Raw genomic sequence first — 25,201 nt, forward strand, 5'->3', positions numbered from 1 at the left:
ACTCACTCCTCGACGTCGATGATGCGCTGAGACGTCACTGTCCTTGACGACGTCCTGGCGCGCGGCCGCCGGCCGGGCAGCGGAATCCGGTCGGCGATATTGCTCAGCGGATTGACGACCTGGCTCAACGTCACGACGGCGTCGTGCAGCGCGTCGATCGTCGGCGCCAGCGCCTCGAGGCCGGGCGCCAGCCGGTTGAGCGTGTCGGCGACGTCGGCGAGCTTGAGCAGCGGACCGTCTGGATCGGTGAGCGTGTCCAGCAGGCCGTCCTCGGCCAGTAAGCGGTCGGCCACGCCGTCCTCACGCAGCACCCGTTCGACGAGGCCATCGTTGGCCAGCAGCTGGTCGGCCAACCCGCCCGGTGCGATCACCCGCGACAGAGCACCGTCGTCGGTGGTCATCCTGTCCACCAGACCGCCCTCGGCCATCAGCTGGTCCACCAGCCCGCCGGGAGCCACGGCCCTCGCGACCGCGCCGTTCTCCGCGGTCACGCGGTCAAGCAGGCCACCCTCGGTGGTCAGCTGATCGATCAGTCCGCCCGGTCGCAGCAGCCGGTCCAGCGGTCCGTTGGGGGCCAACGCCCGGCCCAGCGGGGCGTCGTCATCCATCAGACGTGCCAGCCGATTCGCCCGTTCGACCGCGTCGTTGAGGCCCAGCATCGTCGCGAACGACGCCGATCCGGGCCCACCCTCTGCGGCTTCGCCGAGCGTCCGCTGCGCCATGCTCACCGCCCCGGTCGCCATGGCCAGCCCCGCGTCGGCAACCGCCAGGGCTGCTCGCGCCGGTGCGGTCGCGATATCGGTCAGCGCTTTGCCGAAGTTCATGACTTCAGTCTATGGACGGCGCAAGATCAAGAACTCACAGGAAGTACACAGCCCGCTGGCAGGAACATCACCGGCATGATGTGGACAGTGAATGGGTGGCTATGCCTGCACTACCCGAGAGCACACCGGAGGCCAAGATCCTCGTCGTCGACGACGAGGCCAACATCGTCGAGCTCTTGTCCGTCAGCCTGAAGTTTCAGGGGTTCGAGGTCTACACCGCCTCCAACGGGGCTGCCGCGCTGGACAAGGCGCGCGAGATACGCCCGGACGCCGTCATCCTCGACGTGATGATGCCTGGGATGGACGGTTTCGGTCTGCTGCGACGACTGCGCGCCGACGGTATCGACGCCCCCGCGCTGTTCCTCACCGCGCGCGACTCGCTCCAGGACAAGATCGCCGGCCTCACGCTCGGCGGTGACGACTACGTGACCAAACCGTTCAGCCTCGAAGAGGTGGTGGCCCGGTTGCGGGTGATCCTGCGCCGCTCCGGCCGCGGCGTCGAGGAACCCCGCAATTCCCGGCTGTCCTTCGCCGACATCGAACTGGACGAGGACACCCACGAAGTGTGGAAGGCGGGGGAGCCGGTCTCGTTGTCGCCGACGGAGTTCACGCTGCTGCGGTACTTCATCATCAACGCGGGAACGGTGCTGTCCAAGCCCAAGATCCTCGACCACGTCTGGCGCTACGACTTCGGCGGCGACGTCAACGTCGTCGAGTCCTATGTGTCCTACCTGCGGCGAAAGATCGACACGGGCGAAAAGCGTCTGCTGCACACGCTGCGCGGTGTCGGGTACGTGCTGCGTGAGCAGCGGTGACGAAGAATGCCGACAATGAGTAGATGACCGCACGCGTGCCGCTGAGGGTGGCGCTGGTGGCGGCCACCTTGTTGCTGGTGGCGTGCGGTCTGCTCGCGTCTGGCGTCGCGGTCACCACGATCCTGCGCCACACCCTGAGCAACCGCGTCGACCAAGAACTGCTGGATGCCTCGCGAGGGTGGGCCCAGGCACCGCGCCAAGGGGCCGACGATGCGCTGGAAAGTCCGAATCCCGCACGGCCACCGACGAACTTCTACGTCCGCGGCGTCGGTGCCGACGGACACATCTGGATCGCCGTGAACGACCGAGATGCCGAACCCGCGCTGCCTGCGAACAACGATGTGGGCGCCGAACCGGTCACCATCGGCTCGCTCGGCGGCTCCGATGTGCAGTGGCGCGCGATGACGGTCCGCAGCCCCGATGGGGTGGTCACTGTCGCCGTCGACTTCTCCTCTGTGCAAACCACTTTGCGGGAGCTGATCTACGCGCAAGTGGGGATCGGGCTGGCGGTGTTGGTGGTGCTCGGGGTGGTCGGCTATGCGGTGGTGCACCGCAGCCTGCGCCCGCTGGCCGAAGTCGAGCAGACCGCCGCGGCGATCGCGTCCGGCGACTTCGATCGCCGTGTCCCGCAGCGCGATCCGCGCACTGAGGTGGGCCGATTGTCGTTGGCGCTCAACGGCATGCTCGCCCAGATCCAGACCGCCCTGGCGGGTTCGGAGGCCTCCGCCGAGCAGGCCCGCACTTCCGAGGAGCGGATGCGACGGTTCATCACCGACGCCAGCCACGAGCTGCGCACGCCGCTGACCACCATCCGAGGATTCGCCGAGTTGTACCGGCAGGGTGCGGCCCGCGACGTCGAGATGCTGATGAGCCGCATCGAGAGCGAGTCCGGCCGGATGGGGTTGCTTGTCGAGGACCTGCTTCTACTCGCCCGTCTCGACGCGCAGCGTCCGCTCGAGCACCGGCGCGTCGATCTCTTGACTCTGGCCACCGACGCCGTCCACGACGCGCGATCCATCGCCCCCAAGCGAACCATCAAGTTGGAGGTGATCGAGGGGCCCGGCACCCCGGAGGTGCTCGGCGACGAAGCCCGGTTGCGCCAGGTGCTGGGCAACCTGATGGCCAACGCGCTTCAGCACACTCCCGAGACCGCTGGGGTCACGGTGCGGGTGGGCACCGCGGGCGACCGCGCGGTGCTCGAGGTGTGCGACGAGGGGCCGGGTATGACGGAAGAGGATGCGCATCGGGTGTTCGAACGGTTTTATCGCACAGACGCGTCACGCACTCGGGCGAGCGGCGGCACCGGGCTGGGACTGTCGATCGTCGACTCGCTGGTTCTCGCCCACGGCGGAACGGTCGACGTCACCACAGCGCCGGGGCAGGGGTGCACGTTCAGGGTGAGCCTGCCGCGCATCGCCGATGTGGCGGCTCAGGTCAGCTGAGTAAGCGCCGCCTTGATCTTGGCCTGGGCCTCGTCAAGAGATTGCGGTGACGGGTTCTGGTCGGCATTGGCGAACCCGAAATCGGCGAGATTGTTGGTGGGGAAGACGTGCACATGCAGGTGTGGTACCTCGAGGCCGGCGATGATCACACCGGCCCTCTCGGCGGGGAATGCCTTGACCACGGCTTTGCCGATCAGCTGGGACACCTCCATGACGCGTCCGAAGACCGCCGGCTCGACGTCCTGCCAGTTGTCGATCTCGGCTCGAGGCACAACGAGCGTGTGTCCCTGCGTGATTGGGGCGATTGTCAGGAACGCGACGATGTCGTCGTCCTCGTAGACGAACCGGCCGGGTAGCTCCCCGTTGATGATCTTGGTGAACACACTCGCCATGGTGTCGAGCATAGTGACGACTCGAGGGTGGGGGCCGTGCGGTACGAACGAGCTCTCGCCATGGGCCGAGCCGTATCCCCTCGTGGCGTGTCGTCGAGTCGGCGAATTGTCAGAAGGGTGGGGGTTCGGTGTCGGTGGTGTTGCTGCCGGCATCGCTGGTGAGGTTCCACGTGTCGTCGTTGGTGGGTGGGGGTCTGCTGGGTGCGGTGGTGGCGGGTGCGGTTGTCTTGGCGCGGTCCAGGGCGTTGAGGGCGCGTTCGCGGGTGATGCGGTGGAGGCGGTCTTGGGCGCGGGTGCGTCGTCGACGCGGCATCATCGCGGCTTTGTCGCCGCGCTGTGCCGGCGCGGTGTTGGTGGGCACGGTGGCGGTGGTGGTGTCCCAGCCCGGGTAGAACAATCGGCTGCCCGGATGGGTCAGATAGGTTCGCCCCGTCGGGGCGGTCCACTGCACGGTTCCATCGGGGTGTTGTTGATCGCTCCACCCGCCAAACGTTTTGAGTAAGTGATGGATTCGGCACAGGCATTTGATGTTGGAGGGGTGGGTGGCCCCGGCCGGATAGGGCGTGGTGTGGTCGAAATCGCAGAACTCGGCCGGGCGGTCACAGCCGGGGAACCGGCACGTCAGATCACGCATCCGGACAAACCGCGCGGTGGTCGGCGAGGGCCGATACCCGGCCCCCGGTGCCGCCGGGGGCCGGTGCACCGGCTGGACTTTGGCCCCGTTACCGATCAGCTCAGCCAGCAATGGTGTCGGGATCACCCCACCACCGATGATCAACGCCGCCGGCGACTGCGGCTGGGGGGTGGGCTGGGTCTGCGTTGAGGGCGCCGGCTCCTCGGCCGGCTGCGCGCCCGCCGCGGGCGGCGATGTCTCCTGCGGCCCTGGGGCGGATTCGGCCGGCTGCGCTGGCATCGGCTCTGCTGCGGTCGCGTCCGGCGGCCTTTCCGAGGCTTCGGCCGGTGCTGCGGCTGATTCGGCCGGTGCTGGGGCCGGGGGTTGGGTTTGTGCTGGGGCGGTTTGGGCGTGTGCGGCGGCCACGGTGGCGGCCTCGGCGATGATGTTGATCAGGAAGTGCGCCGCGCGCGCGTCGTCATGTCCGGCCGACGGGCACTGCGGGCTGCCGCACCGGCACGGCAGTCCTTGGGCGCCCGCGGCGATGGCCCCGAGTGCTTCGGAGCGGCGCTGCCCGAGGGTGCGTGGATCCTCGGGGCACACCTGGCTGACCATCTGCGTTAACCGACGCTCCAGCAGTGCCCCGTCAGTGGTGCTCAACCGGCCCCACAACGACATCGTGCCGGTCACGTCATCGCGCTGGCCCACCCGCACATCACGGTTCTGGGCGGCCTGGCGCAAGCGCCGCCGCGCGTCGGGATCGTACTGATCGACCACCGCATCGATGGCGGCTTCCAACCGCGCCACCGACAACGCCCCCCACTGCCCGGCGCGCGCGGCGATCGCGGCATCCACGCGCGCGGTGATCGCCGAATCCACGATCAGCTGGGTGCGCCAGGTGATCGTGGACACCAGCGCCGCGCTCAACTGCCCCTGGGTGAACAGCGCTGCGACCTTGGGCAGCCGCTCGCGCAGCGCCATCGCGATACACATCTGGCCCGAGGCCGACCGGTCCCCGACCCCCATCGCCGCCGAGATCTCCGCCGCAGCCATCCGCCACCCATCAACGGCGAAGAATTCACGGTCCTCATCGGGTTCGGTGTAGCGCGCGGTCAACTGCGCCACCGCGGCCAACCGCCGCGCCGCCCACACCGCCTCGGTGCGCGCACACTCCTCGATCGCCGCCACCACGACCGCGTCGTCAGCACCCGCGAACTCCGAACCGAACATGTGTTCGAGTATGCCACCGAGGTCCGACAAGTCAGCGCTGCTTTTCACCCCCACCGACAAACCCGCCGAGTTCCGTGATCGACCACGGCGGGCTGTCGTGATGGTCGCGGTAGGCGAGGATCGTCGGTGTCGGCCGGTCGAAGCGCCCGACGAAACCGCCTGCAGCGATGAAGATCTGCCCCGTCACGTCCTTGGCCAGGTCGCTGACCAAATAGGCGTAGGTCGGCGCGACGTACTCCGGCGGCGCGGCATCGAGGGCACCTTGCATGCTCACCTCATCCAGCAGCCCGCGACGGTTCAGATCCGCGATGTGGGCCTCATACTCCGATCCCGTTGAGAGACGCGTCCTGGCCCCGGGGCAGACGACGTTCGCGCGTACGCCGTGCTCCTTCAGTTCGGCGGCGATCGCGAGGGTCAGCCCATTGACGCCGCCCTTGCCCGCCGGATAACCCGTACCGCCGTAGTCGCCGAGGAACGCGAACGAGCTCGTGTTCACGATCGCACCTCCGCCCTGAGCGACCATCCTGGGCGCCGCGGCTCGGCAGGTCTCAAAGGTCGTATTGAGATGCGCGTCGATCAGCTCACGAAACTGGCCGGACGTGATCGTGAGAATCGACGACCCGACGGGTTCGGCCGTGCCCGCACAGTTGATCAGAATGTCGATGCGCCCGAATTCCTGAACGCACTTGTCGATCAACGCGTCCGCCGTTTCGGGATCGGCTGGCGAGCCAGCCACTCCGCGCGCGTTCGGAACCCGTTGCGCCGCTTCGGTTACAGCCTGCGGATCACGGCCGTTGACGACGACTCCCGCGCCGTGGGCGGCGAGCAGTTCGGCCACCGCCAGCCCCACGCCGCGCGATCCGCCGACGACGACAGCGGCCCGCCCAGTCAGTGAGGGGCTACTTGCCATCCGTTGACTGGCTACCCGCCTGGCCAAACTGCATCATGTCCATGTTCCAGTAGCCACGAAGGTTGGTGAGCAGACCGGCGTCGTTGACCTTGTAGGTGAACACTCCGCGTACCGTGCTGGTCATCTCGTTGTCGAACTTGCTGCGCAGCACCAGGATATGAGCCACTTCGTGCGCAGAACTGGACGGGAACGTCTCCTCGCAGGTGATCCGCAGGTCGTTGGAGGCGATGTTGGCGTCGTAGAAGCCGGACACCGCCTCCTTCCCGCGAATCCCCGTGCCGTCGGGGTTGGTGAAGGACTGCCCGATCGGATCCTCGATGACGACGTCGTCGGCCATCAGGGCCAACCAGCCCTCTTTGTCGTGGGAGTGCACGCATTTCCACGAATTGTGGGACGCCGTCAAAGCCGGTGTCTTCTCGACGGTTTCCTGAGACATGGGCTCTACCGGTCGTCGTCGGTGTAGCGGATGACGCCGCGGATGTTCCGGCCCTCGAGCATGTCGGAGTAACCGTCGTTGATCTGCTCCAGCTTGTACTGCCGGGTCACCATGTCGTCGAGGTTCAGCTTGCCGGCCTTGTACATCGACAGCAGCTGCGGGATGTCGTAGTGGGGGTTGCCGCCACCGAAGATGGTGCCCTGCAGGTTCTTCTGCAGCAGTGTCAGCATCGCCAGGTTGAGGTTCACCTCGGTGTCGAGCAGGCTGCCGATGGCGGTGACCACACACGTGCCGCCCTTGGCGGTCAGGTTGAGGTAGTTCTCGATGTCCTTGCCGTGTAACTCGCCGACGGTGATGATCACCTTGTGGGCCATCAGTCCCCAGGTGACCTCGCCGATGCCGGCCATCGCCGATTCCCAGTCCGGATATGCATGTGTGGCACCGAATTTCAGGGCCTGGTCACGCTTCCACTCCACCGGGTCGATCGCGAAGATGCGACGCGCCCCCGCGGTGACGGCGCCCTGCAGAGCACCCATGCCGACGCCGCCGACGCCGACGATCGCGACGTCCTCACCGGGCCGGATGTCACCGCTGCGGACGGCCGAACCGTAGCCTGTGGTGATGCCGCAACCGACCAGGCAGGCAACCTCGAACGGGATCGACTCGTCGATCTTCACCACCGAACTCTTGTGCACGACCATGTAGGGCGAGAACGTGCCCAGCAGGGTCATCGGGAAGACGGGTTGCCCCTTGGCGTGAATGCGGTGGGTGCCGTCGGAGACCGCGGTGCCCCCGAGCAGTCCGGCGCCGAGGTCGCAGAGGTTGCGCATGCCGGCCTGACACGACGGACAGTTGCCGCAGGACGGGATGAACGACATCACGACGTGATCGCCGGGCTTGAGGTCCTCGACGCCCGGACCGACCTCGGTCACGATGCCCGCGCCCTCGTGGCCGCCGAGGACCGGGAAACCGGCCATCGGGATGCCGCCGGTCACCAGGTGGTGGTCGGAGTGGCACATCCCCGACGCTTCCATCTGCACCTTGACCTCGTCCTTGACGGGGTCCCCGATCTCGATCTCCTCGATCGACCACGGCTGGTTGAACTCCCAGATGAGAGCACCTTTTGTCTTCATTCGAACGTGCCTTCCGCTAGTACCGGTGACCTCAGACTAGAGGCAGTAGTTAGGTAGGTCACACCCACCCCCAATCAACTGCTTGGCCGGGTCACCAGATCGGCACCGGGGCCTGGCCGAGGGGGTAGTAGCCGGGCAACTTCTCCCCGGCCAGGGAGCGCTCGATGCGCTTCTGCATACCGGGCGACAGGTCGCCGGACTCGATCAGCTTCGCGTACCCCTTGGCGACGTGGCCGAAGTCGAAGAAGTCGCGCTGCCACTCGATTTTCAGGTTTCCATCCAACCGGAACCAGCTGCCCCCGATCCCGTAGATCTCGTCTTTGGTGCCGTCGGACTTGTTCGCGATCTGCTTCCAGAAGCCGACAATCTCGCCCTGCTTGTCGTCTACGAGCACCTTCTGGTACTCGTAGACCCAGTTCTCCAGACCCTCCATCTCCAAACCCAGTGCGACATCCCGGATTTCATCTTTGCCGACGCACATGACGTCTTCTTTGGGGCCGATGTTCCAGCCGTAGGTCGCATCATCGGTGTAGAACTCGGCCAGCGGCTTCCAGTCGCCGTTGCGTTCGGCCTCCCGGTTGGCCTCCAGCCACTGCTCGACCCAGTTGTCGAGCGCTTCGCGGGGCAGTGACGGCATTGTCATTCTCCTGTTTCTTTGATGGCCAGTGCTTGGGTCGGGCACATGTCGACCGCGTTCTGTATCTCGTCGCGGGCGTCGTCGGGCGGTTCGGGGTCGAGGATCTCGACCTTGCCGCGCTTGGGGACGGTGAAGTAGTCGGGCGCCTCGAGCTCGCACATCGCGTGCCCCTGGCACAGGTCCAGGTCTACTTCGACTCTGTAGCAGCCCATTCGATCCCCTACTTGGTACGCCTGCGGTAGCGGGCCTTCGCGGGCCGTTGCAGCTGCACCACCATCTTCGAGTGGTCATTGCGATAGCTGTCGGCCGGTTGCGCCATCTCGAACTCGTACTCGCGCAACAGGACCGAGAAGATTGCCTTGATCTGCATCTGGGCGAACGCCGCGCCGACGCAGCGATGCCTGCCGGCACCGAACGGAATCCAGGTCCAGCGGTTCACGATGTCGGCCTGCTCGGGCTTGTTGTAGCGGTCCGGATTGAAACCGTCGGGGTCCGGGAAGTCCTCGGGAATCCGGTTGCTGATGGCCGGTGAGGCAGCGACGAAATCGCCCTTGTGAATGGGGAAGCCGGCGACCTCGAACTCACCCTGGGCCACCCGCATCAAGATGATCAACGGCGGGTGCAGCCGCAGCGTCTCTTTGACGACATTGTCCAGCAACGGAATCTGACGCAGCGCATGAAAGCTCACCTCCTGGCCGTCGGCGTAGAGCTCGTCGAGCTCGGCCTGAACCTTGGCGTAGATCTCGGGGTGGCGGATCAGCTCGATCAAGGTCCACGCAGAGGTCCCCGAACTGGTGTGGTGCCCGGCGAACATCAGCGAGATGAACATGCCGGTGACCTCGTCGGCCGAGAAGCGGGGATTGCCGTCCTCGTCGCGGATCGACACCAGCACGTCGAGCATGTCGCGGTCGGACTTGTCCTTCGGCGGGTTGGCCAGGCGCTGGTTCATGATCTCCTGCACCAGCGCAACGAGTTTGACGCGCGCCTCGTCCCGGCGCTGGAAACTCTCGATCGGCAGGTAGGGGTCCACGTAGCACAGTGGGTCGGTGCCGCGCTCGAGATCGTGGTAGTACTCGGCGAACCGGTGGTCGAGCTGGTTGCGGAACTTCAGCCCGATCAGGCAGGCCGTCGACGTGTAGATCGTCAGCTCGGCGAAGAAGTCGAGCAGTTCGATCTCGCCTTCGTCGCCCCAGTCGGCGATCATCTTCTTGACTTCGCCTTCGATGGTGGCCGCATGGCCCTTCATGTGCTCACCACGCAGAGCGGAGTTGTGCAGCATCTCCTTGCGGCGCTCGGGGCTTGCGTCGAACACCACGCCCTTGCCGAAAATCGGCGTCATGAACGGATAGGCCTCGGCCTGATCGAGATCTTCATCGGCCGAACGGAAGAAGAACTCGTTGGCCTCGGCGCCGGAGAGCAGGATGACGTGCTTGTCCACCAACTGGAACCAGCCGACGTCGCCGCATTCCTCCCGGACCCGTTTCATCAGACCGATCGGGTCGGTGCGAAACTCCTCCAGGTGTCCGTGTTCTTCTTCGCCGCCGGAAACCCGGGGCACGATCGCGGTCGTCATGACTTCAGGTTCTCCTCGTTCAACTTGAGCTGCTGGCGTTCTGCGGGTGCAGTGGTCAGCGGCGCTTCGGGCTGAAGCTCCATGTTCGCGATGAACCCACCGCGCGGCGTCTCCGCCACGAAGGCGATGGCGCGAGCGAGATCGGACGCCCGCAGAAAATAGTCGTGCCGGGCCTGGCCCCACTTCGCCCAATCTTCCAGCGCGGGCCCGATCTTCTCGGCGGGCAGGCTCCAGCCCATGCTGGTCTTGGTGGGGCCCGGGTGCACGATGGACGCGCGCACGCCGGTGCCCTCGAGTTCCATCTGGAAGTTGTTGACCATAGCCACAAGCGCCGCCTTCGCCGCCCCGTAGGCGCCCATATGCGGCCGCTGACGCAGCGCCACATCGGATCCGACGAAGATCAGGTCACCGCGACGGCGCTCGAGCATGCCGGGCAGCACCGCCGAGGCCAGCCGGTTGGCGCCGACCAGGTGAATCTGCAGCTGCGACTCGAACTCGTCGGTGCTGATCTCGGCCAGCTTGCCGAAATAGGTGTCACCGGCACCGGCGACGAGCACCTCGATCTCACCGAGCGCCTCAACCGATTGAGCGACAAACGTTTTCACCGAGTTGGGATCGGTGACGTCGAGGTGGAAGCCGACCGCCTCGCCGCCGTCGGCGTTGATCTTTCCGACGATGTCTTCGAGTTTCTCCACTCGGCGGGCGCCGAGCGCGACCGGGAATCCGCGCGCGGCCATCTCGATCGCCGTCGCCTCTCCGATTCCAGACGATGCGCCGGCGACGATGACGGGCCGGCGTTCGGGCAGGGGATCGAACCGGGGCATCAGACAGTCTCCACAGTGATGGGTAGGTGAGCGAATCCGCGGACATTGCTCGAGTGGACGCGGACGGCGTTGGCCTCGTCCACCTCGTAACCGCGGATTCGCTTGAACAACTCGGTCAGCGCGACCCTGGCCTCCATCCGCGCCAGGTGCGCGCCGAGGCAGAAGTGCGCGCCGCTACCGAAACTCAGCAATTTGGACCCGATGTCTCGGCCGATGACGAACCGGTCCGGGTCGTCGAACACACGCTCGTCGCGGTGCGCCGAACCGGGCAGCAGCAACAGGACATCGCCATCGGGGATCGCGGTGTCGTACAACGTCAGTTCACCGACGACCGTGCGCGCCAGGATTTGGCTCGAAGTGTCGTAGCGCAGCGTTTCCTCGACCCACAGCGGTATCCGGTCCAGGTCGGCGTAGAGGGGGGTGAGCTGGTCAGGGTTGCGGTGGCCCCAAAAAGCGGCGTTCGCAAGCAGTTTCGTCGTCGTCTCGTTGCCGGCGATCACCATCAGGAACATGAAGCCGAGGATCTCGTCGTCGGTGAGCCGGTCACCGTTGATCTCGGCCTCCAGCAGCGCTGTGGTGAGGTCGTCCGTCGGGTTCTTGCGGCGTTCGGCCACCATGCCCTGGTAGTAGACGATCAGATTGATCGACGCCTCGACGGCAGCCGGCGGTACGTCGGTCACGCCCTCGTCGCGGTGCATCACACCGTCCGCCCACGCGCGCACCTGCGTGCGGTCCGGTTCCGGGACGCCCATCAGTTCGGAGATCACATCCATCGGCAGCTTGCCCGCGAACTCGTCGACATAGTCGACGGTTTCGTTTGAGCGGGCCTTGTCCAGCATGACGTCGAGGTGCTGCACCGCGATCTCGGTGACACGTGGTTCCAACTCGCGAATCCGCCGTGGCGTGAAGCCTTTCGACACCAGTGTGCGCAGCCTCAGGTGGTCGGGGTCGTCCATCGCCAAGAACGACATCGTCTTGGACGCGTGCGGGCCCCGGGAGGCCGGATCCAGTGACACGCCGAACTTGTTCGACAGCGTGGTGCTGTTGCGGAATCCCTCCCACACGTCCTGGTGACGCGACAGGGCCCAGAAGCCGAGTTCTTCGTTGCGGTACAGCGGCGCCTCGTCACGCAACCGCTTGTAATACGGGTAGGGATCTTCGTGGAAGTCGTAATCGTATGGGTCCAGCATGATCTCACTGATGGTCACTGATCATCTCCCAAGATGAGGCCGACCACGTAACTGAGGCGGTCGGCGATCTGGTGGTAGGTGAACACGCCGCTGCCCGCGTTGACCAGAGCACCGAAGAACGTCATCTCCAGTGCGGCCAGGGCTCGCGGGTCCGCTTCGGGTCCCATGGCCGAGCGGATGCGGCGGTGGATTTCACCGCCGATGCGGTCTCGCACCGCGCGCACCGCGGCGTCGCTACCGCTGAGCAACGCCGTCGTGCACGCCGCAGCGACCTCGGGTTCGTCGGCGACCATCAGGGCCATCGCGCGCAACGTCTTCTCGACGCGGGTCACCCTGCTGTCGTTGACGTCGGTGAAGTAAGGCACCTGACGCATCAAGTCCAGGTACACCTCGGCGATCAGGTGGTTCTTAGACGAGAAGTAGGTGTACGCAGTGGCCGGTGCGACCTTGGCTCTGGCCGCGACGGCACGCACCGTCAGATCGGCGTAGGAGGACTCGCGCAGCATCTCGACACCGGCGGTGAGCACCTTGCGGAACGTCTCCTCCTGGCGGCGGTTCCGCGGTGTTTCACCGGTATTGACAGGCGCCGGGCCTGTGACCGCAACCACGGGCTCGCTGGACACCTGTCCAAGTTATCGGAACGGGCCGCAGATCCGCAAGTACGCAGCTAGAAAACCGTATGCTTGCCAGCTGCCCGACGAGGGGACTATCGTTCGGTCCATCAATTCGGACAGTTGTCCAGCAATGGTGAACGGAGACCGCATGGCTGTGCTGGCGAATCGGGAAAGTCTGCTGCTCATCGACGGCAAGCTCGTCGCCGGCAGCGGCGGGTCGTTCGACACCGTCAACCCCGCGACCGAGGAAGTGCTCGGTGTTGCGGCCGACGCCACCGCCGACGACATGGGTCGTGCCATCGAGGCCGCAAGGCGCGCCTTCGACGAAACCGACTGGTCGACCGACACCGAGCTGCGGGTGCGTTGCCTGCGCCAGCTGCAGGCGGTCCTGAAGGACCACATCGAGGAACTACGGGAGATCACGATCGGCGAGGTCGGTGCGCCGCGCATGTTGACCTCGGCAGCCCAGCTCGAGGGACCGGTCGAGGATCTGAGCTTCTGCGCCGACACCGCGGAGTCCTACCAGTGGGTCACGGATCTGGGGGAAGCGTCGCCGATGGGCATCAAAACCCGCCGGCGGATCGCCCGCGAGGCCGTCGGTGTCGTCGGCGCCATCACGCCGTGGAACTTCCCGCACCAGATCAACCTGGCCAAGCTCGGCCCGGCGCTGGCCGCGGGCAACACCATCGTGCTCAAGCCGGCGCCGGACACACCGTGGTGTGCAGCCGCCGTCGGGGAGCTGATCGCCGAGCACACCGACATCCCGCCGGGCGTGGTCAACATCGTGACCTCCAGCGACCACGGGGTCGGCGCGCTGCTGTCCAAAGACCCACGGGTGGACATGGTTTCGTTCACCGGGTCGACGGCGACGGGTCGCAGTGTGATGGCCGACGGCGCCGCAACGATCAAGAAGGTGTTCTTGGAGTTGGGCGGCAAGTCGGCGTTCCTGGTGCTCGACGACGCCGACCTGGCCGCCGCCTGTTCGATGTCGGCATTCACCGCGTCGATGCACGCCGGGCAGGGATGTGCCATCACCACCCGACTGGTGGTGCCCCGGGCACGTTACGACGAGGCGGTGGAGGCGGCTGCGGCGACGATGGGCGGGCTGAGGCCGGGCGACCCTCAGGATGCCGGAACCATCTGCGGCCCACTCATTTCCGCGCGCCAGCGCGACCGGGTTCAGGGCTACCTCGACTCGGCGATCGGCGAGGGCGGAAAGTTCGCCGTCGGGGGTGGGCGGCCGGCCGACCGCGACACCGGCTTCTTCATCGAACCCACCGTCATCGCCGGGCTGGACAACAACGCCAAGGTCTCCCGCGAGGAGATCTTCGGGCCGGTGCTGACGGTCATCGCGCATGACGGTGACGACGACGCGGTCCGCATCGCCAACGATTCGGCGTACGGCCTTTCGGGCACGGTGTTCTCGGCCGACGAAGAACGCGCGAACCGGGTCGCGGCACGGATGCGGGTCGGTACGGTCAATATCAACGGCGGCGTGTGGTACTCGGCGGATATGCCCTTCGGTGGCTACAAACAGTCCGGGCTCGGTCGAGAGATGGGGCTGGCCGGCTTCGAGGAATACCTGGAGATCAAGGCGATCGCCACGGCTGTCTGACACGCCGAACGTGGGTTACCCGCACGTTCAGACGCAAAAAACGTGACGCAACCCCACACTCGGCAACGACGAAAGGAACGCGATGGGGCTCTACGGAGACCAGTTCAAGGACAAGGTGGCGATCGTCACCGGCGCCGGCGGCGGTATCGGGCAGGCATATGCCGAGGCGCTGGCCCGGGAAGGCGCCGCGGTGGTGGTGGCCGACATCAACACCGAGGGCGCGCAGAAGGTCGCCGACGGGATCAAGGGTGAGGGCGGCAGCGCGCTCGCCGTGCCTGTCGACGTGTCCGACCCGGAGTCCGCGAAGGAGATGGCGGCGCAGACGCTTTCGGAGTTCGGTGGCATCGACTATCTGGTGAACAACGCCGCGATCTTCGGCGGCATGAAACTGGACTTCCTGATCACCGTCGACTGGGACTACTACAAGAAGTTCATGAGCGTGAACATGGACGGGGCGTTGGTCTGTACCCGTGCGGTGTACAAGAAGATGGCCAAGCGTGGCGGCGGGGCGATCGTCAACCAGTCCTCGACCGCGGCGTGGCTGTACTCGAACTTCTATGGTCTGGCCAAGGTCGGCATCAACGGGTTGACCCAGCAGCTGGCGACCGAACTCGGTGGGCAGAACATCAGGGTCAACGCGATCGCGCCGGGCCCGATCGACACCGAGGCCAACCGCACCACCACACCGCAGGAGATGGTCGCCGACATCGTCAAGGGAATCCCGCTGTCGCGCATGGGCCAGCCCGAAGACCTCGTCGGAATGTGTTTGTTTCTGCTGTCGGATCAGGCGAAGTGGATCACCGGCCAGATCTTCAACGTCGACGGCGGGCAGATCATCAGGTGAGCGACGTCAAGCTGGGATACATCGGCCTGGGCAACCAGGGCGCGCCGATGGCCAAGCGCCTTGTCGATTGGCCCGGTGGTCTGATCGTGTTCGACGTGCGCACCGAGGCGATGACCCCGCTGGTCGAACTCGGTGCCAATGTCGCCGACAGTATCGCCGATGTCGCGAAGGCCGACATCATCAGCGTGACGGTGCTCAACGACGGACAGGTGCGCGACGTTGTGGGACAACTCGGCGAACACGCCGCGCCGGGAACCGTCATCGCAATCCACTCGACGATCGAACCCGACACTGCCGCCGAGCTGGCTGATCAGCTGCGAGACAAGGGCATTCACATCGTGGACGCGCCTGTCAGCGGCGGCGCCGGGGCGGCCGACAAGGGTGAGCTCGCCGTGATGGTCGGCGCCGACGACGAGGCCTTCGCCAAGGTCAAGCCGGTGTTCAAGAAGTGGGCGTCGCTGGTCGTCCGGGCCGGTGAGCCCGGGGCGGGAACCCGGATGAAGCTGGCCCGCAACATGTTGACCTTCATCGGGTTCGCCGCGGCCTGTGAGGCGCAGAAACTGGCCGAGGCGGCCGGGCTGGACCTGCAGAAGCTCGGTCGTGTGGTGCGGCACAGCGATGCGCAGAGCGGCGGGCCCGGAGCCATCATGTACCGCGACGACATGAGCGACCTCACCCCGGACCACTTCCTGCACGACATGTTCGTTCACACACGAGGACTCGCAGAAAAAGACCTCAGTTTGGCGCTCGCGCTGGGCGAGGCGACCGGGACCGAACTCCCGCTGGCCGAGATCGCGCTGCAGAACCTGGCCGCCGGGCTCGGCGTGCCGCACACGAAGGAGTGACGATGGACGAGTTGCGCCGCAAGGGCCTCGAGAAGATGAACGAGGTATACGGCTGGGAGATGCCCAACATCGAGGGCGATCCGTACTTCGACCTCACCGTCGACCATCTCTTCGGCACCATCTGGACGCGCCCGGGGTTGTCGATGCGCGACAAGCGGATGATGACGCTGACCGCCGTGACGGCCGTCGGAAACTCCGACCTCGCGGAGATCCAGGCCAACGCGGCGCTGGCCAACGGTGAGATGACCGAGGACGAGCTCAAGGAGATGGCCGTCTTCTTGACCCACTACCTCGGGTTCCCGTTGGGCTCGAAGTTGGACGGCGCGGTGAGCAAGGTCATCAAGAACCGCAAGAAGGCCGCGGAGCGAGGCCGGGGAGAAGACAAGAAAGCCAATGTCAATGCCGCGGTGAAGATGCACTCCGGTGGGACGGTTCATGACGACCATGACAAGTAGGTACGCTTCACTGTCGCGTGAACAGCTCGCGGTCCTGCTGCCGGAGCTGCTGCTGATCGGCCAATTGATCGACCGCTCTGGAATGGCCTGGATCATCAGCCATTTCGGTCGCGAGGAGATGCTGCAGGTCGCGATCGAGGAGTGGATGGGCGCCAGCCCGATCTACACCAAGCGGATGCAGAAGGCCTTGAAGTACGAGGGCACCGATGTCATCACGATCTTCAAAGGTCTGCAGCTCGACATCGGGGCGCCACCGCAGTTCATGGATTTTCGCTACACCGTCCACGACCGCTGGCACGGCGAATTTCACCTCGACCACTGCGGCGCGCTGTTGGACGTGGAACCGATGGGCGAAGAGTACGTGCGCGGCATGTGCCACGACATCGAGGACCCGACGTTCGACGCGACGGCCGTGGCAACCAACCGCCGAGCCCAGATCCGCCCGATCCACCGCCCGCCGCGCACACCCGCCGACCGGCACCCGCATTGTGCGTGGACCGTGATCATCGACGAGTCCTACCCCGAGGTGGAGGACCACCCGGTACTCGAGGTGGTCGCCCGGACACGTGCCGCCAGAACCGAACTCGACCCCATCGACCCCGACGGCGAAGGTCAGCCGGACTACTCGGGCCCGTTGGTTTCGGACTTCGACTTCGGCGCGTTCTCGCATTCGGCGCTGGTGCGCATGGCCGACGAGGTGTGCCTGCAGATGCACCTGCTGAACCTGTCGTATGTGATCGCGGTGGGCAAACGCACCGGCACCAACACCGAACTGGCGACCGATATCTGCACCAGACAACTGATCGGGGTGGCCGGTATCGCCGCCGAGCGCATTCACCGCGCGCTGAAGCCTCCCGGCGGAATCGAGGGCGCGGTTCGCACGCTCGAGTTGCACCCGATGTTCAATCCGGCGGCATACGTCGACGCCGAATTCGGGCCGGACACCGTGCATCTGCGGCGTTCACCCGCGCACGAGGACGGCGCCTGGGTGTCGCTGGTGACGCCCGACGAGGTGCGCCCGTTGCAGGCCGCGGTCACCGCGGTCGACAAGCATCTCGATGTCGAGGTGACCGGCACCGCCCAGGAGTGGACCGCCCGCGTCGTCGAGACGGACCGCGAGGCCAAGGAATTCTCCGAGGTGTCGGTTGTCAGGGTCAGTGGCGGTTCGACGTGGGAGTTCGAAGACCGCAAATCGCTGCCGCTGACGGTGCTCTGAACCCGGTCAGGGCGCGGGCCTGCCCAGTTCCTCGTATTCTGCCCCCAGCGCGCGCATCCGCGCCGCGATGGCGGCCAGGTCGCTGTGTGAGCGTTGGATGATCTCCGCGACCTCCCCGGCGCCCTTGCTGACCACCGGCCACAGCATCTGTTGGCCGGCAGGCGTTTCGGGCACCGTCGCGGCGGCGTCCTCCACCCACTGGCGGACCGCGTCGAGCTCACGCCGGCCGGCCGACACCACCGCGGCCGACCTGTCCACTTCGGCGGCCAGTCGGCGGTCCAGGTCGGCCAACGCCCCCAGAGCCCTTGCCTGCCTGGCGTTCCGGTCGCGATAGCCCTCAGCGCCTGCGCCCGTCCAATCCGAACCGGGCGTCGCCGACTCCACCTCGTCCCGTAGGGACTCCAAGCGGGCGCTGTGGTCCAGCACGCCGCCGTCCTGCGGGATGCCCTCACCGAACGAGGCGCGCGCCCGCGCCCACGTCGAGAGGAAGGCATCGACGACACTCACGATCGTGAGTTTACGGCCCGCCACACGACCGACCGCGCACCAATTGTGGCGCTCAGCGGGCCGTCGTCGGAGCGGCGACGGACGCGCCGACCCAGCGCCGCAGGTAGCCGCGCAACTCGGGGCCCCGACGCGGGGGACGCCCCGGGTCGATGACGAACGACTGGATGATTCGGAGCAGGTGTTCGGCCAGCTCGTCGAGGTCGTGATCATCGAACCCGAGCGCGGCCCAGTCCACGTCGAAGCGGCGCAGCATCGAATTGGCGAACGCCAACGCCACATCCGAGGTGACCGTCTGACTGAACTCGCTGGCCCGCGCGGGCATCAGCAACAGCCCCATGTGTTTGTCCTGTGGCAGCCACTCCAGCGCGGTGGCGATGCCCTCGGCGACCGCCTCCTGCGGGTCGGTCAAGCCCTGCAGGTGGTCGGCGAGCCGGTCCAAAAAGCCGGTCGCCGCGCGCTGTGCTGAGGCCTGGAGGAGCGCGTCGGTGCTGGGAAAGTACCGGTAGACGGTCTGGCGCGTGACCCCCAGCGTGCGTGCGACGTCGCTGATCGAGAACTCCGCGCCACGCGCGTCGATCGCCTTGCCCGCGGCGTCGAGGATGCGGGCGACCGCCTCCTCATCCGTCGACGGCGCCGCGCCGGACCAACCGTGAGTGCGCACGGCGAAATCCTACTCAGCCGGCCCGATCAACCGGTGTAGGAGACCTGCAGGTCCTTGACACCGTTGATCCACCCCGAGCGAAGGCGTTGCGGTTCACCGCGTTTGGCGATGTCGGGAATCTGGTCGGCGATCTCGTTGAAGATCAGCTTGATCTCCATGCGGGCCAGGTTCGCGCCGATGCAGTAGTGGGCGCCGTTTCCCCCGAAACCGAGGTGCGGATTGGGGTCGCGTGAGATGTCGAACCGGAAGGGCTGGTCGAACACCTCTTCGTCGAAGTTGGCCGAGCTGTAGAACAGGCCGACCCGTTGGCCCTCGCGGATCGTGACGCCGCCGAGTTCGGTATCGGCCAGTGCGGTCCGCTGGAAGCAGTGCACGGGGGTGGCCCACCGCACGATCTCGTCGGCGGCGGTCGCGGGCCGCTCCCGCTTGAACAACTCCCACTGCTCGGGATTCTCGAAGAACGCGTTCATACCGTGGGTCATCGCGTTTCGGGTGGTCTCGTTTCCGGCCACCGCCAGCAGGATCACGAAGAACGCGAACTCCACGTCGTCGAGCGACTCCCCGTCGAGGTCCGCCTCGATCAGCCGCGTCACGATGTCATCTGCCGGGCAACGACGGCGCTCCTCGGCCATCGCGTAGGCGTATCCCATCAGCTCCGCATTGGCGGCGGTGGGATCGGAGTCGAAGTCGGGGTCGTCGGTGTTCATGATCGCGTTGGTCCATCCGAACAATTTCTCGCGATCGGCCTCGGGCACACCGATCAGGTCTGCGATGGCCAGCAGCGGAAGGCGCATGGCGATGTCGTCGACGAAATTGCCGTTGTCCTTTTTCTTTGCCTCGGCCACGATTTCGCGAGCGGCGGTCGCCAACCGCGCCTCGAGGGTCGTGATCGCTCGCGGGGTGAACAGGCGCGACACCAGCTTGCGCAGCCTGGTGTGTTCGGGTGCGTCGTGGTTGATCAGCAGCGCCTTGGTGAGCTCGAGCTGTTCGGAGGTGACGCCTTCTGGCAGGCGCATCACCGCCCCTTTGCGGTTGGTCGACCACAGCTCGGAGTTGCGCGAGATGGCCTTGATGTCCTCGTGGCGGCTGATCACCCAGTAGCCGCCGTCGTCGAAGATCGACTCGGGCTGCTCGTTCCACCACACCGGCGCGGTCTTGCGCAGCTGGGCGAATTCGGCGACGGGAATGCCGCGCAGCAGCACCTCGGGGTCGGTGAAGTCGTATCCGTGTCCGAACGGGCATGTGGCCTGCGTCATACCCTAGACCATACAGCCTCGTGTCAAGTGTATGGCCGCTTCAGCCTCGTCGACCGTTAGGGTGAGCAGTTGTGCGAGTCCTGGTAATCGGGTCCGGTGCCCGTGAACATGCGTTGCTGCTGGCGCTGCGACGTGACCCCGAGGTCGAAAGGCTGTCGATCGCGCCGGGTAATGCGGGCACCGCCGCGATCGCCGACCAGTACGACGTCGACATCACCTCGGGGGAGGCGGTGGCCGGACTGGCGCAGCGGCTGGAGGCCGACCTCGTCGTCATCGGGCCGGAGGTGCCGCTGGTCCTCGGCGTCGCCGATGCGGTGCGCAGGGCCGGGATCGCCTGCTTCGGTCCGAGTAGGGACGCGGCCCGCATCGAGGGTTCGAAGTCGTTCGGCAAGGAGCTGATGACGGCCGCAGGCGTGCGCACCGCCAGAAGCGAGGTCGTGGACAACCCCGCTCACCTCGACGCGGCGCTCGACCGCTTTGGTCCCAATTGCGGCGAGGCCGCATGGGTGGTCAAGGACGACGGTCTGGCCGCGGGTAAGGGGGTGGTGGTCACCGCCGATCGCGCAGCCGCCCGGGCCCATGCCGCAAGCCTGCTCGACGCCGGACATCCGGTACTGCTCGAGTCGTTCCTCGACGGGCCGGAGGTGTCGCTGTTCTGCCTCGTCGACGGCGAGACCGTGGTGCCCATGCTGCCCGCGCAGGACTTCAAACGGGTCGGCGACAACGACACCGGACCCAACACCGGCGGCATGGGGGCGTACGCGCCGCTGCCCTGGTTGCCCGAGGGAGTCGTCGCCCAGATCGTCGGCGATGTGGTGAAACCCGTTGCCGCGGAACTGGTCAAGCGCGGCAGTTCGTTCTCGGGGTTGCTGTACGCCGGGCTCGCCATCACCTCGCAGGGCCCGGCGGTGATCGAATTCAACTGCCGCTTCGGCGATCCCGAGACCCAGCCCGTGCTGGCACTGCTGGAGACGCCGCTGGGCCGGCTGCTGTACGCGGCCGCAACAGGCGGCCTCGCCGACGAGCCCCCGCTGCGGTGGCGCGACGGCGCCGCCGTGACCGTGGTGCTGGCCGCCGAGAACTACCCGTCTCGCCCACGGGTCGGCGACGTGATCACTGGTTCGGACGTCGAGGGCGTGCTGCACGCGGGTACGAGTCGTCGCGAGGACGGCGCCGTCGTGTCCTCGGGAGGCCGCGTGCTCTCCATCGTGGGTGTCGGTGCGGATCTGTCCGCCGCACGTGAGTCCGCCTACCAGGTGATCAAGTCGATCCGGCTGCCGGGCAGCCACTTTCGCAGCGACATCGCCCTGGCCGCGGCGCAGGGACTAATCGGCGTCTAGGCCGTCAGCAGCGGGGCCATCCAGCCCAGTTCGCCGGGCAGCTGCTTGCTCCAGAACCCGGCGTCGTGCCCACCCGGGGAGAATCCGCCGGCGGGCGGATTCGGCAGCTGCGCGATGAACTCCTTCGTCGCCGAGTAGAACGGATCGCCGGTCCCGCAGTCGATCCGGATCGGAATCGATGCCAGCGCGGGCAACCCCCAAACACTGTTGGCGGCATAGTCTTCCGCGCTGTCGAACGCACCGGGGGCCGCGGCGCCGGAGGACGTCCACAGCGCGGGACTGACGGCGCAGATCGCGGCGGTGCGGGCGGGGCCGAGCCGCGCTCCGAGCAGCAAAGCCCCGTAGCCGCCCATCGACCAGCCGAGGAAACCGACACGGGCGGCGTCCAAACCTTGTGAGCTCAGCATCGGGATCAGCTCGTCGAGCACCATCGCCCCGGAGTCCTCGCCGGAGGCCCGCTTGTGCCAGTAGCTTCCACCGCCGTCGACGGCGACGACCGCGAAGGGCGGCAGCCCCGCGGCGACCGCCTCGGCCAAGCCGTGTTCCACCCCGCCCGCCATCACACCCGCTGCGTTTTGCCCCTTACCGTGCAGCGCGATGACCGGACGCAGCGGCGCGGTCTGGCCGGGCGGACGGGCGATCGCCCAATTGGTCTCCAGGCCGCCGCGGGCCGCCGAGACGAACGAACCGTCGACATAGGTGGGCGCGGCGGGTGCGGCCGGCACCGCGGGCGCCATCCGCAGCGCCGCCACTCCGGCAGCCGTGCCGACCCCGAGACGCAAAAGCGATCGACGGCTCAGTTCGGGCATGGCGGCCATGATGCCATCGCGGCTTGACTGCCCGGCGCGCGGAGACTCGCCCATCGCACAAGACACACCAGCCCCGACTTCGGTGAGAAAGCCTGACGATTGGCCGAAAGCGCGATGGGAGGGCCGCCCGACTGGCAGCATGCTAAAGGTGACGGCAGCGGTCACTCCCAAGGGAGAACGTCGACGCTTTGCGCTGGTCAGCGCTGCTGCCGATCTGCTGTGCGAGGGCGGCTTCGACGCGGTGCGCCATCGCGCCGTGGCCCGTCGCGCCGGTCTGCCGTTGGCCTCGACGACCTACTATTTCTCATCCCTGGACGATCTGATCGCCAAGGCCGTCGAATACGTCGGGGAGCGTGAAGCCGAACAGTTTCGCGCGCGCGTGGCGATGCTGTCGCGCCGGCGGCGAGGCGCGGAGTCGACCGCCGACATCCTGGTGGATCTGTTGGTCGACGACGTGGCGGGGCAGCGGGTCAGCGAGCAGCTGATCTCGCGCTACGAGCGCTATATCGCGTGCGCGCGCCACCCCATGCTGCGCGACATCCAACGGCGGATCATGCGCCAGCGCACCGATGCCGTCGTCGAGGTCATCGAGCGCTCGGGTCGCTCGGTGCGCGCCGAGTACCTCACCGCATTGGTCAATGCGGTGGACGGCGCGGTGGTGGCGGCGCTCGTCGCCGAAGGCGACGGCCCACGTGCAACGGCACGCGCGACGTTGATCGACGTGATAGACGTGTTGGCACCAATCGACGAGCGAGTGGCGCAGGTGTGACATAGGAGGTCGATGAGCGCTTGCGCGAAGAGCAAAGGGCACCGATGAGTACGCCGACCGACAAGCAACCTGAGCTTCGGCGGGTCATGGGTCCGGGGTTGTTGCTGCTGTTCATCGTCGGCGACATCCTGGGAACCGGTGTCTACGCGCTGACCGGTCAGGTCGCCGGGGAAGTGGGTGGGGCGGCATGGCTGCCGTTCCTGCTCGCGTTCGCCATCGCCACCATCACCGCGTTCTCCTATCTGGAACTCGTCACCAAGTACCCGCAAGCCGCGGGCGCGGCGCTCTACGTGCACAAGGCATTCGGGATCCAGTTCTTCACGTTCCTGGTCGCGTTCGTGGTGATGTGTTCGGGCATCACCTCGGCCTCGACCGCATCACAGGCGTTCGCGGCCAACCTGATCAAGGGTTTCGGCCTGGATTGGGGTAAGGCGGGCGTCGCGGTCATCGCGTTGACCTTCATGGCCGTCCTCGCCGCGATCAACCTGCGCGGTGTCAGTGAGAGCGTCAAGCTCAACGTCGGCCTGACCGTCATCGAGATCAGCGGTCTGCTCCTGGTAATCCTCGTCGGGCTATGGGCCTTCACCCAGGCCGGCGACCACGACTTCTCACGCATCGTGATGTTCGAAAGCAGCGAGGAGCGAAGCACATTCGTCGCGATCACCGCGGCGACATCGCTGGCCTTCTTCGCCATGGTCGGTTTCGAGGACTCGGTCAACATGGCCGAGGAGACCAAGGACCCCGTCCGGATCTTCCCGAAGGTGTTGTTGACCGGCCTGAGCATCGCCGGCGTCGTCTACATCCTGGTCTCGATCATCGCGGTGGCGCTGGTGCCGATCGGCGAACTGAGGGAGAGCAGCACTCCACTGGTGAGCGTGGTCGAGGCCGCCGCGCCCGGACTTCCGATCGACGAGTTGTTCCCGTTCATCACGATGTTCGCGGTCTCCAACACCGCGCTGATCAACATGCTGATGGCCAGCCGGTTGATCTACGGCATGGCACGCCAGCACGTTCTGCCGCCGGTGCTGGGTTCGGTGCACCGGACCCGCCACACCCCCTGGGTGGCAATCATTTTCACGACCATCATCGCGTTCGGGCTGATCTTCTATGTCTCGGCGTTCGCCAGCAGCAAGGCGCTCTCGGTGCTCGGCGGCACCACATCGCTTCTGTTGTTGGCGGTGTTCGCGACGGTCAACGTCGCGGTGTTGGTCCTGCGTCGCGATGTCGGCAAGGACGACCGGCACTTCCGAACACCCACCGTGTTGCCCGTCATCGGATTCATCACGTCGCTGTACCTGGTGACACCGCTGTCGGGCCGCCCGGGCACGCAGTACCTGCTGGCCGGCATCCTGGTGGTGATCGGAATCGTGCTCTTCGGCATCACCATGGCGATCAACCGGCGACTCGGTATCAAGGACGCGGGTATCACCGATCCGACTCAACTGGCACAGACGCCGGACTAACCGCCCGGCTGCCTGCCGCGGGCTCGGGGAACGGGTGTCAGCCCCGGCGGTAGCGCCGGCGTGACGATGTAGCCGGCCTCGCGGTCGCCGTAGATCGTGACGTCCTTGCGTCGCCTCTCGAAAAACAGCGCGACGTACGCACAGAGCACCGCGTCGACGGGATCCTCGCAAGCGTTCAACTGGAAGGCTCGATCGCTGGCCTCGATCCTTCGGCGAATGTCGAGCCAGGCGGGACTGCTGCGCACACGAAGCCGCGGCGTCGCGTCGTTCAGTCCCTCGATCAGCCCCACCATTCGCAGCAGCTCATCCTTGCGTTTGGCGACATCCTTGGCGCGCCGCTTGTACTTGAGCGTCTTGCCGAGTCTGAACAGTGCGATCGTCGCCGCGTGGGGGTAGACCTCGATCGCTCGACGGTCGCTGCGCGACAGCGGGTCGGGGTCCAGGCCGAGCCGTTGGCAGAGGACCTCGGCGCGGGGCGGATCGAACAGCGGATTGCTCGTGTTCGCGGGCTGTGCGGTGGCCTCGAACGGCGCGAAGTCCCGGTTGTAGAGCGTCTCGCCGAGCCGGTACCCGCCGAGGTTGGTGACGATGAGCGGCGCGTCCACGCCCACCACGCAGGGGCCGTCGACATACGGCGCGAGGGCCGCCGCGATCTCGTCGTCGCTGACCGCCGCACCCACGTGCACGAGCCGTCCGTCGTCGTCGAGGACGGCCACCCCGGATTGGTTTCGCCCCGCCCACGCGAGATCGAGCCCGACGAAGTACATGGGACCAGCCTGCACCAGCCG

General features: G+C 66.5%; 27 protein-coding genes. 10 read left to right on the forward strand and 17 right to left on the reverse strand.

The window, feature by feature from the left end; translation table 11 throughout:
• Positions 1-2: 2 nt before the first annotated feature.
• Positions 3-824 carry a hypothetical protein gene (locus tag AU198_RS10440; protein ID WP_064348022.1) on the reverse strand — a complete coding sequence of 274 codons (822 nt, stop codon included), beginning with the start codon at positions 822-824 and terminating at the stop codon, positions 3-5.
• Between the two features lie 101 nt (positions 825-925).
• On the opposite strand from AU198_RS10440, the gene AU198_RS10445 reads away from it, so the two are divergent.
• A complete protein-coding gene (locus tag AU198_RS10445) occupies positions 926-1,639 on the forward strand; it encodes a response regulator transcription factor (protein ID WP_197416077.1) in 714 nt (237 codons plus the stop codon).
• Between the two features lie 23 nt (positions 1,640-1,662).
• A complete protein-coding gene (locus tag AU198_RS10450) occupies positions 1,663-3,081 on the forward strand; it encodes a sensor histidine kinase (protein WP_064348023.1) in 1,419 nt (472 codons plus the stop codon).
• Here the strand turns inward: AU198_RS10450 and AU198_RS10455 are convergent.
• From AU198_RS10455 to AU198_RS10505, 11 genes are all read right to left on the reverse strand, one after another.
• Positions 3,069-3,473 (reverse strand): HIT family protein, encoded by a 405-nt coding sequence (locus tag AU198_RS10455; RefSeq protein ID WP_064348210.1) that lies wholly within the window; start codon positions 3,471-3,473, stop codon positions 3,069-3,071. The two genes, AU198_RS10450 and AU198_RS10455, sit on opposite strands and share 13 nt — an antisense overlap.
• A 109-nt stretch (positions 3,474-3,582) precedes the next feature.
• Positions 3,583-5,346, reverse strand: a complete 1,764-nt coding sequence (locus AU198_RS10460) for an HNH endonuclease signature motif containing protein (protein WP_156431550.1) — start codon at positions 5,344-5,346, stop codon at positions 3,583-3,585.
• A 1-nt stretch (position 5,347) separates the two neighbouring features.
• A complete protein-coding gene (locus AU198_RS10465; protein ID WP_064348025.1) occupies positions 5,348-6,226 on the reverse strand; it encodes an SDR family NAD(P)-dependent oxidoreductase in 879 nt (292 codons plus the stop codon).
• Positions 6,216-6,662 carry a nuclear transport factor 2 family protein gene (locus AU198_RS10470; protein WP_064348026.1) on the reverse strand — a complete coding sequence of 149 codons (447 nt, stop codon included), beginning with the start codon at positions 6,660-6,662 and terminating at the stop codon, positions 6,216-6,218. Before AU198_RS10470 ends, AU198_RS10465 begins: the two co-directional genes overlap by 11 nt.
• 5 nt (positions 6,663-6,667) lie before the next feature.
• Positions 6,668-7,795, reverse strand: a complete 1,128-nt coding sequence (locus AU198_RS10475) for an NDMA-dependent alcohol dehydrogenase (protein WP_064348027.1) — start codon at positions 7,793-7,795, stop codon at positions 6,668-6,670.
• 91 nt (positions 7,796-7,886) lie between these two features.
• Positions 7,887-8,432: a nuclear transport factor 2-like protein gene (locus AU198_RS10480; protein ID WP_064348028.1), complete on the reverse strand. Its 546-nt coding sequence runs from the start codon at positions 8,430-8,432 to the stop codon at positions 7,887-7,889.
• 2 nt (positions 8,433-8,434) lie between these two features.
• Positions 8,435-8,644: a ferredoxin Fdx gene (fdx, locus tag AU198_RS10485; RefSeq protein WP_064348029.1), complete on the reverse strand. Its 210-nt coding sequence runs from the start codon at positions 8,642-8,644 to the stop codon at positions 8,435-8,437.
• Positions 8,645-8,652: 8 nt separating this feature from the next.
• Positions 8,653-10,005: a lanosterol 14-alpha demethylase gene (gene cyp51, locus AU198_RS10490; RefSeq protein ID WP_064348030.1), complete on the reverse strand. Its 1,353-nt coding sequence runs from the start codon at positions 10,003-10,005 to the stop codon at positions 8,653-8,655.
• Positions 10,002-10,829: an SDR family oxidoreductase gene (locus AU198_RS10495; RefSeq protein WP_064348031.1), complete on the reverse strand. Its 828-nt coding sequence runs from the start codon at positions 10,827-10,829 to the stop codon at positions 10,002-10,004. The genes cyp51 and AU198_RS10495 overlap by 4 nt, the downstream gene beginning before the upstream one ends.
• A complete protein-coding gene (locus tag AU198_RS10500; protein ID WP_064348211.1) occupies positions 10,829-12,019 on the reverse strand; it encodes a cytochrome P450 in 1,191 nt (396 codons plus the stop codon). Before AU198_RS10500 ends, AU198_RS10495 begins: the two co-directional genes overlap by 1 nt.
• A gap of 14 nt (positions 12,020-12,033) precedes the next feature.
• On the reverse strand, positions 12,034-12,642 hold the full coding sequence (locus AU198_RS10505) for a TetR/AcrR family transcriptional regulator (protein ID WP_064348032.1): 609 nt from the start codon (positions 12,640-12,642) through the stop codon (positions 12,034-12,036).
• A 139-nt stretch (positions 12,643-12,781) separates the two neighbouring features.
• Between AU198_RS10505 and AU198_RS10510 the strand changes: the two genes are divergently transcribed.
• The 5 genes from AU198_RS10510 to AU198_RS10530 all read left to right on the forward strand — a co-directional run bounded on the left by AU198_RS10510 (position 12,782) and on the right by AU198_RS10530 (position 17,608).
• Positions 12,782-14,248 carry an aldehyde dehydrogenase gene (locus AU198_RS10510; protein WP_064348212.1) on the forward strand — a complete coding sequence of 489 codons (1,467 nt, stop codon included), beginning with the start codon at positions 12,782-12,784 and terminating at the stop codon, positions 14,246-14,248.
• An 82-nt stretch (positions 14,249-14,330) separates the two neighbouring features.
• Positions 14,331-15,092 carry an SDR family oxidoreductase gene (locus AU198_RS10515; protein WP_064348033.1) on the forward strand — a complete coding sequence of 254 codons (762 nt, stop codon included), beginning with the start codon at positions 14,331-14,333 and terminating at the stop codon, positions 15,090-15,092.
• Entirely contained in the window at positions 15,089-15,937 is an 849-nt protein-coding gene (locus AU198_RS10520) for an NAD(P)-dependent oxidoreductase (RefSeq protein ID WP_082690953.1), read from the forward strand. The genes AU198_RS10515 and AU198_RS10520 overlap by 4 nt, the downstream gene beginning before the upstream one ends.
• Before the next feature lie 2 nt (positions 15,938-15,939).
• Complete coding sequence (locus AU198_RS10525) at positions 15,940-16,392, forward strand: carboxymuconolactone decarboxylase family protein (RefSeq protein ID WP_064348034.1); 453 nt, start codon at positions 15,940-15,942, stop codon at positions 16,390-16,392.
• Positions 16,382-17,608: a hypothetical protein gene (locus tag AU198_RS10530; RefSeq protein ID WP_064348035.1), complete on the forward strand. Its 1,227-nt coding sequence runs from the start codon at positions 16,382-16,384 to the stop codon at positions 17,606-17,608. Before AU198_RS10525 ends, AU198_RS10530 begins: the two co-directional genes overlap by 11 nt.
• Before the next feature lie 6 nt (positions 17,609-17,614).
• Here the strand turns inward: AU198_RS10530 and AU198_RS10535 are convergent, their stop codons facing one another.
• The 3 genes from AU198_RS10535 to AU198_RS10545 are packed head-to-tail and all read right to left on the reverse strand — an operon-like array spanning position 17,615 to position 20,032.
• Positions 17,615-18,115 carry an EspA/EspE family type VII secretion system effector gene (locus tag AU198_RS10535; protein WP_064348214.1) on the reverse strand — a complete coding sequence of 167 codons (501 nt, stop codon included), beginning with the start codon at positions 18,113-18,115 and terminating at the stop codon, positions 17,615-17,617.
• A gap of 52 nt (positions 18,116-18,167) precedes the next feature.
• Positions 18,168-18,776 (reverse strand): TetR/AcrR family transcriptional regulator, encoded by a 609-nt coding sequence (locus AU198_RS10540; protein ID WP_064348036.1) that lies wholly within the window; start codon positions 18,774-18,776, stop codon positions 18,168-18,170.
• A gap of 26 nt (positions 18,777-18,802) precedes the next feature.
• Positions 18,803-20,032, reverse strand: coding sequence for a cytochrome P450 (locus AU198_RS10545; RefSeq protein ID WP_064348037.1), 1,230 nt, complete (start codon positions 20,030-20,032; stop codon positions 18,803-18,805).
• A 71-nt stretch (positions 20,033-20,103) separates the two neighbouring features.
• Here AU198_RS10545 and purD point away from each other — a divergent pair, with 71 nt between their 5' ends.
• Complete coding sequence (gene purD / locus AU198_RS10550; RefSeq protein WP_064348038.1) at positions 20,104-21,372, forward strand: phosphoribosylamine--glycine ligase; 1,269 nt, start codon at positions 20,104-20,106, stop codon at positions 21,370-21,372.
• Here purD and AU198_RS10555 read toward each other — a convergent pair.
• A complete protein-coding gene (locus tag AU198_RS10555) occupies positions 21,369-22,190 on the reverse strand; it encodes an alpha/beta hydrolase (RefSeq protein ID WP_064348215.1) in 822 nt (273 codons plus the stop codon). The two genes, purD and AU198_RS10555, sit on opposite strands and share 4 nt — an antisense overlap.
• Positions 22,191-22,320: 130 nt before the next feature.
• Between AU198_RS10555 and AU198_RS10560 the strand changes: the two genes are divergently transcribed.
• Both AU198_RS10560 and AU198_RS10565 read left to right on the forward strand, forming a co-directional pair.
• Positions 22,321-22,950 (forward strand): TetR/AcrR family transcriptional regulator, encoded by a 630-nt coding sequence (locus AU198_RS10560; RefSeq protein WP_064348039.1) that lies wholly within the window; start codon positions 22,321-22,323, stop codon positions 22,948-22,950.
• A gap of 44 nt (positions 22,951-22,994) precedes the next feature.
• Positions 22,995-24,413 (forward strand): APC family permease, encoded by a 1,419-nt coding sequence (locus AU198_RS10565; protein ID WP_064348040.1) that lies wholly within the window; start codon positions 22,995-22,997, stop codon positions 24,411-24,413.
• Here AU198_RS10565 and AU198_RS10570 read toward each other — a convergent pair.
• Entirely contained in the window at positions 24,410-25,195 is a 786-nt protein-coding gene (locus AU198_RS10570) for a DUF429 domain-containing protein (protein ID WP_231744626.1), read from the reverse strand. The genes AU198_RS10565 and AU198_RS10570 overlap by 4 nt on opposite strands.
• Positions 25,196-25,201 lie beyond the last annotated feature (6 nt).

The organism is Mycobacterium sp. GA-1199 (genome assembly GCF_001500045.1).
GTDB lineage: Bacteria > Actinomycetota > Actinomycetes > Mycobacteriales > Mycobacteriaceae > Mycobacterium.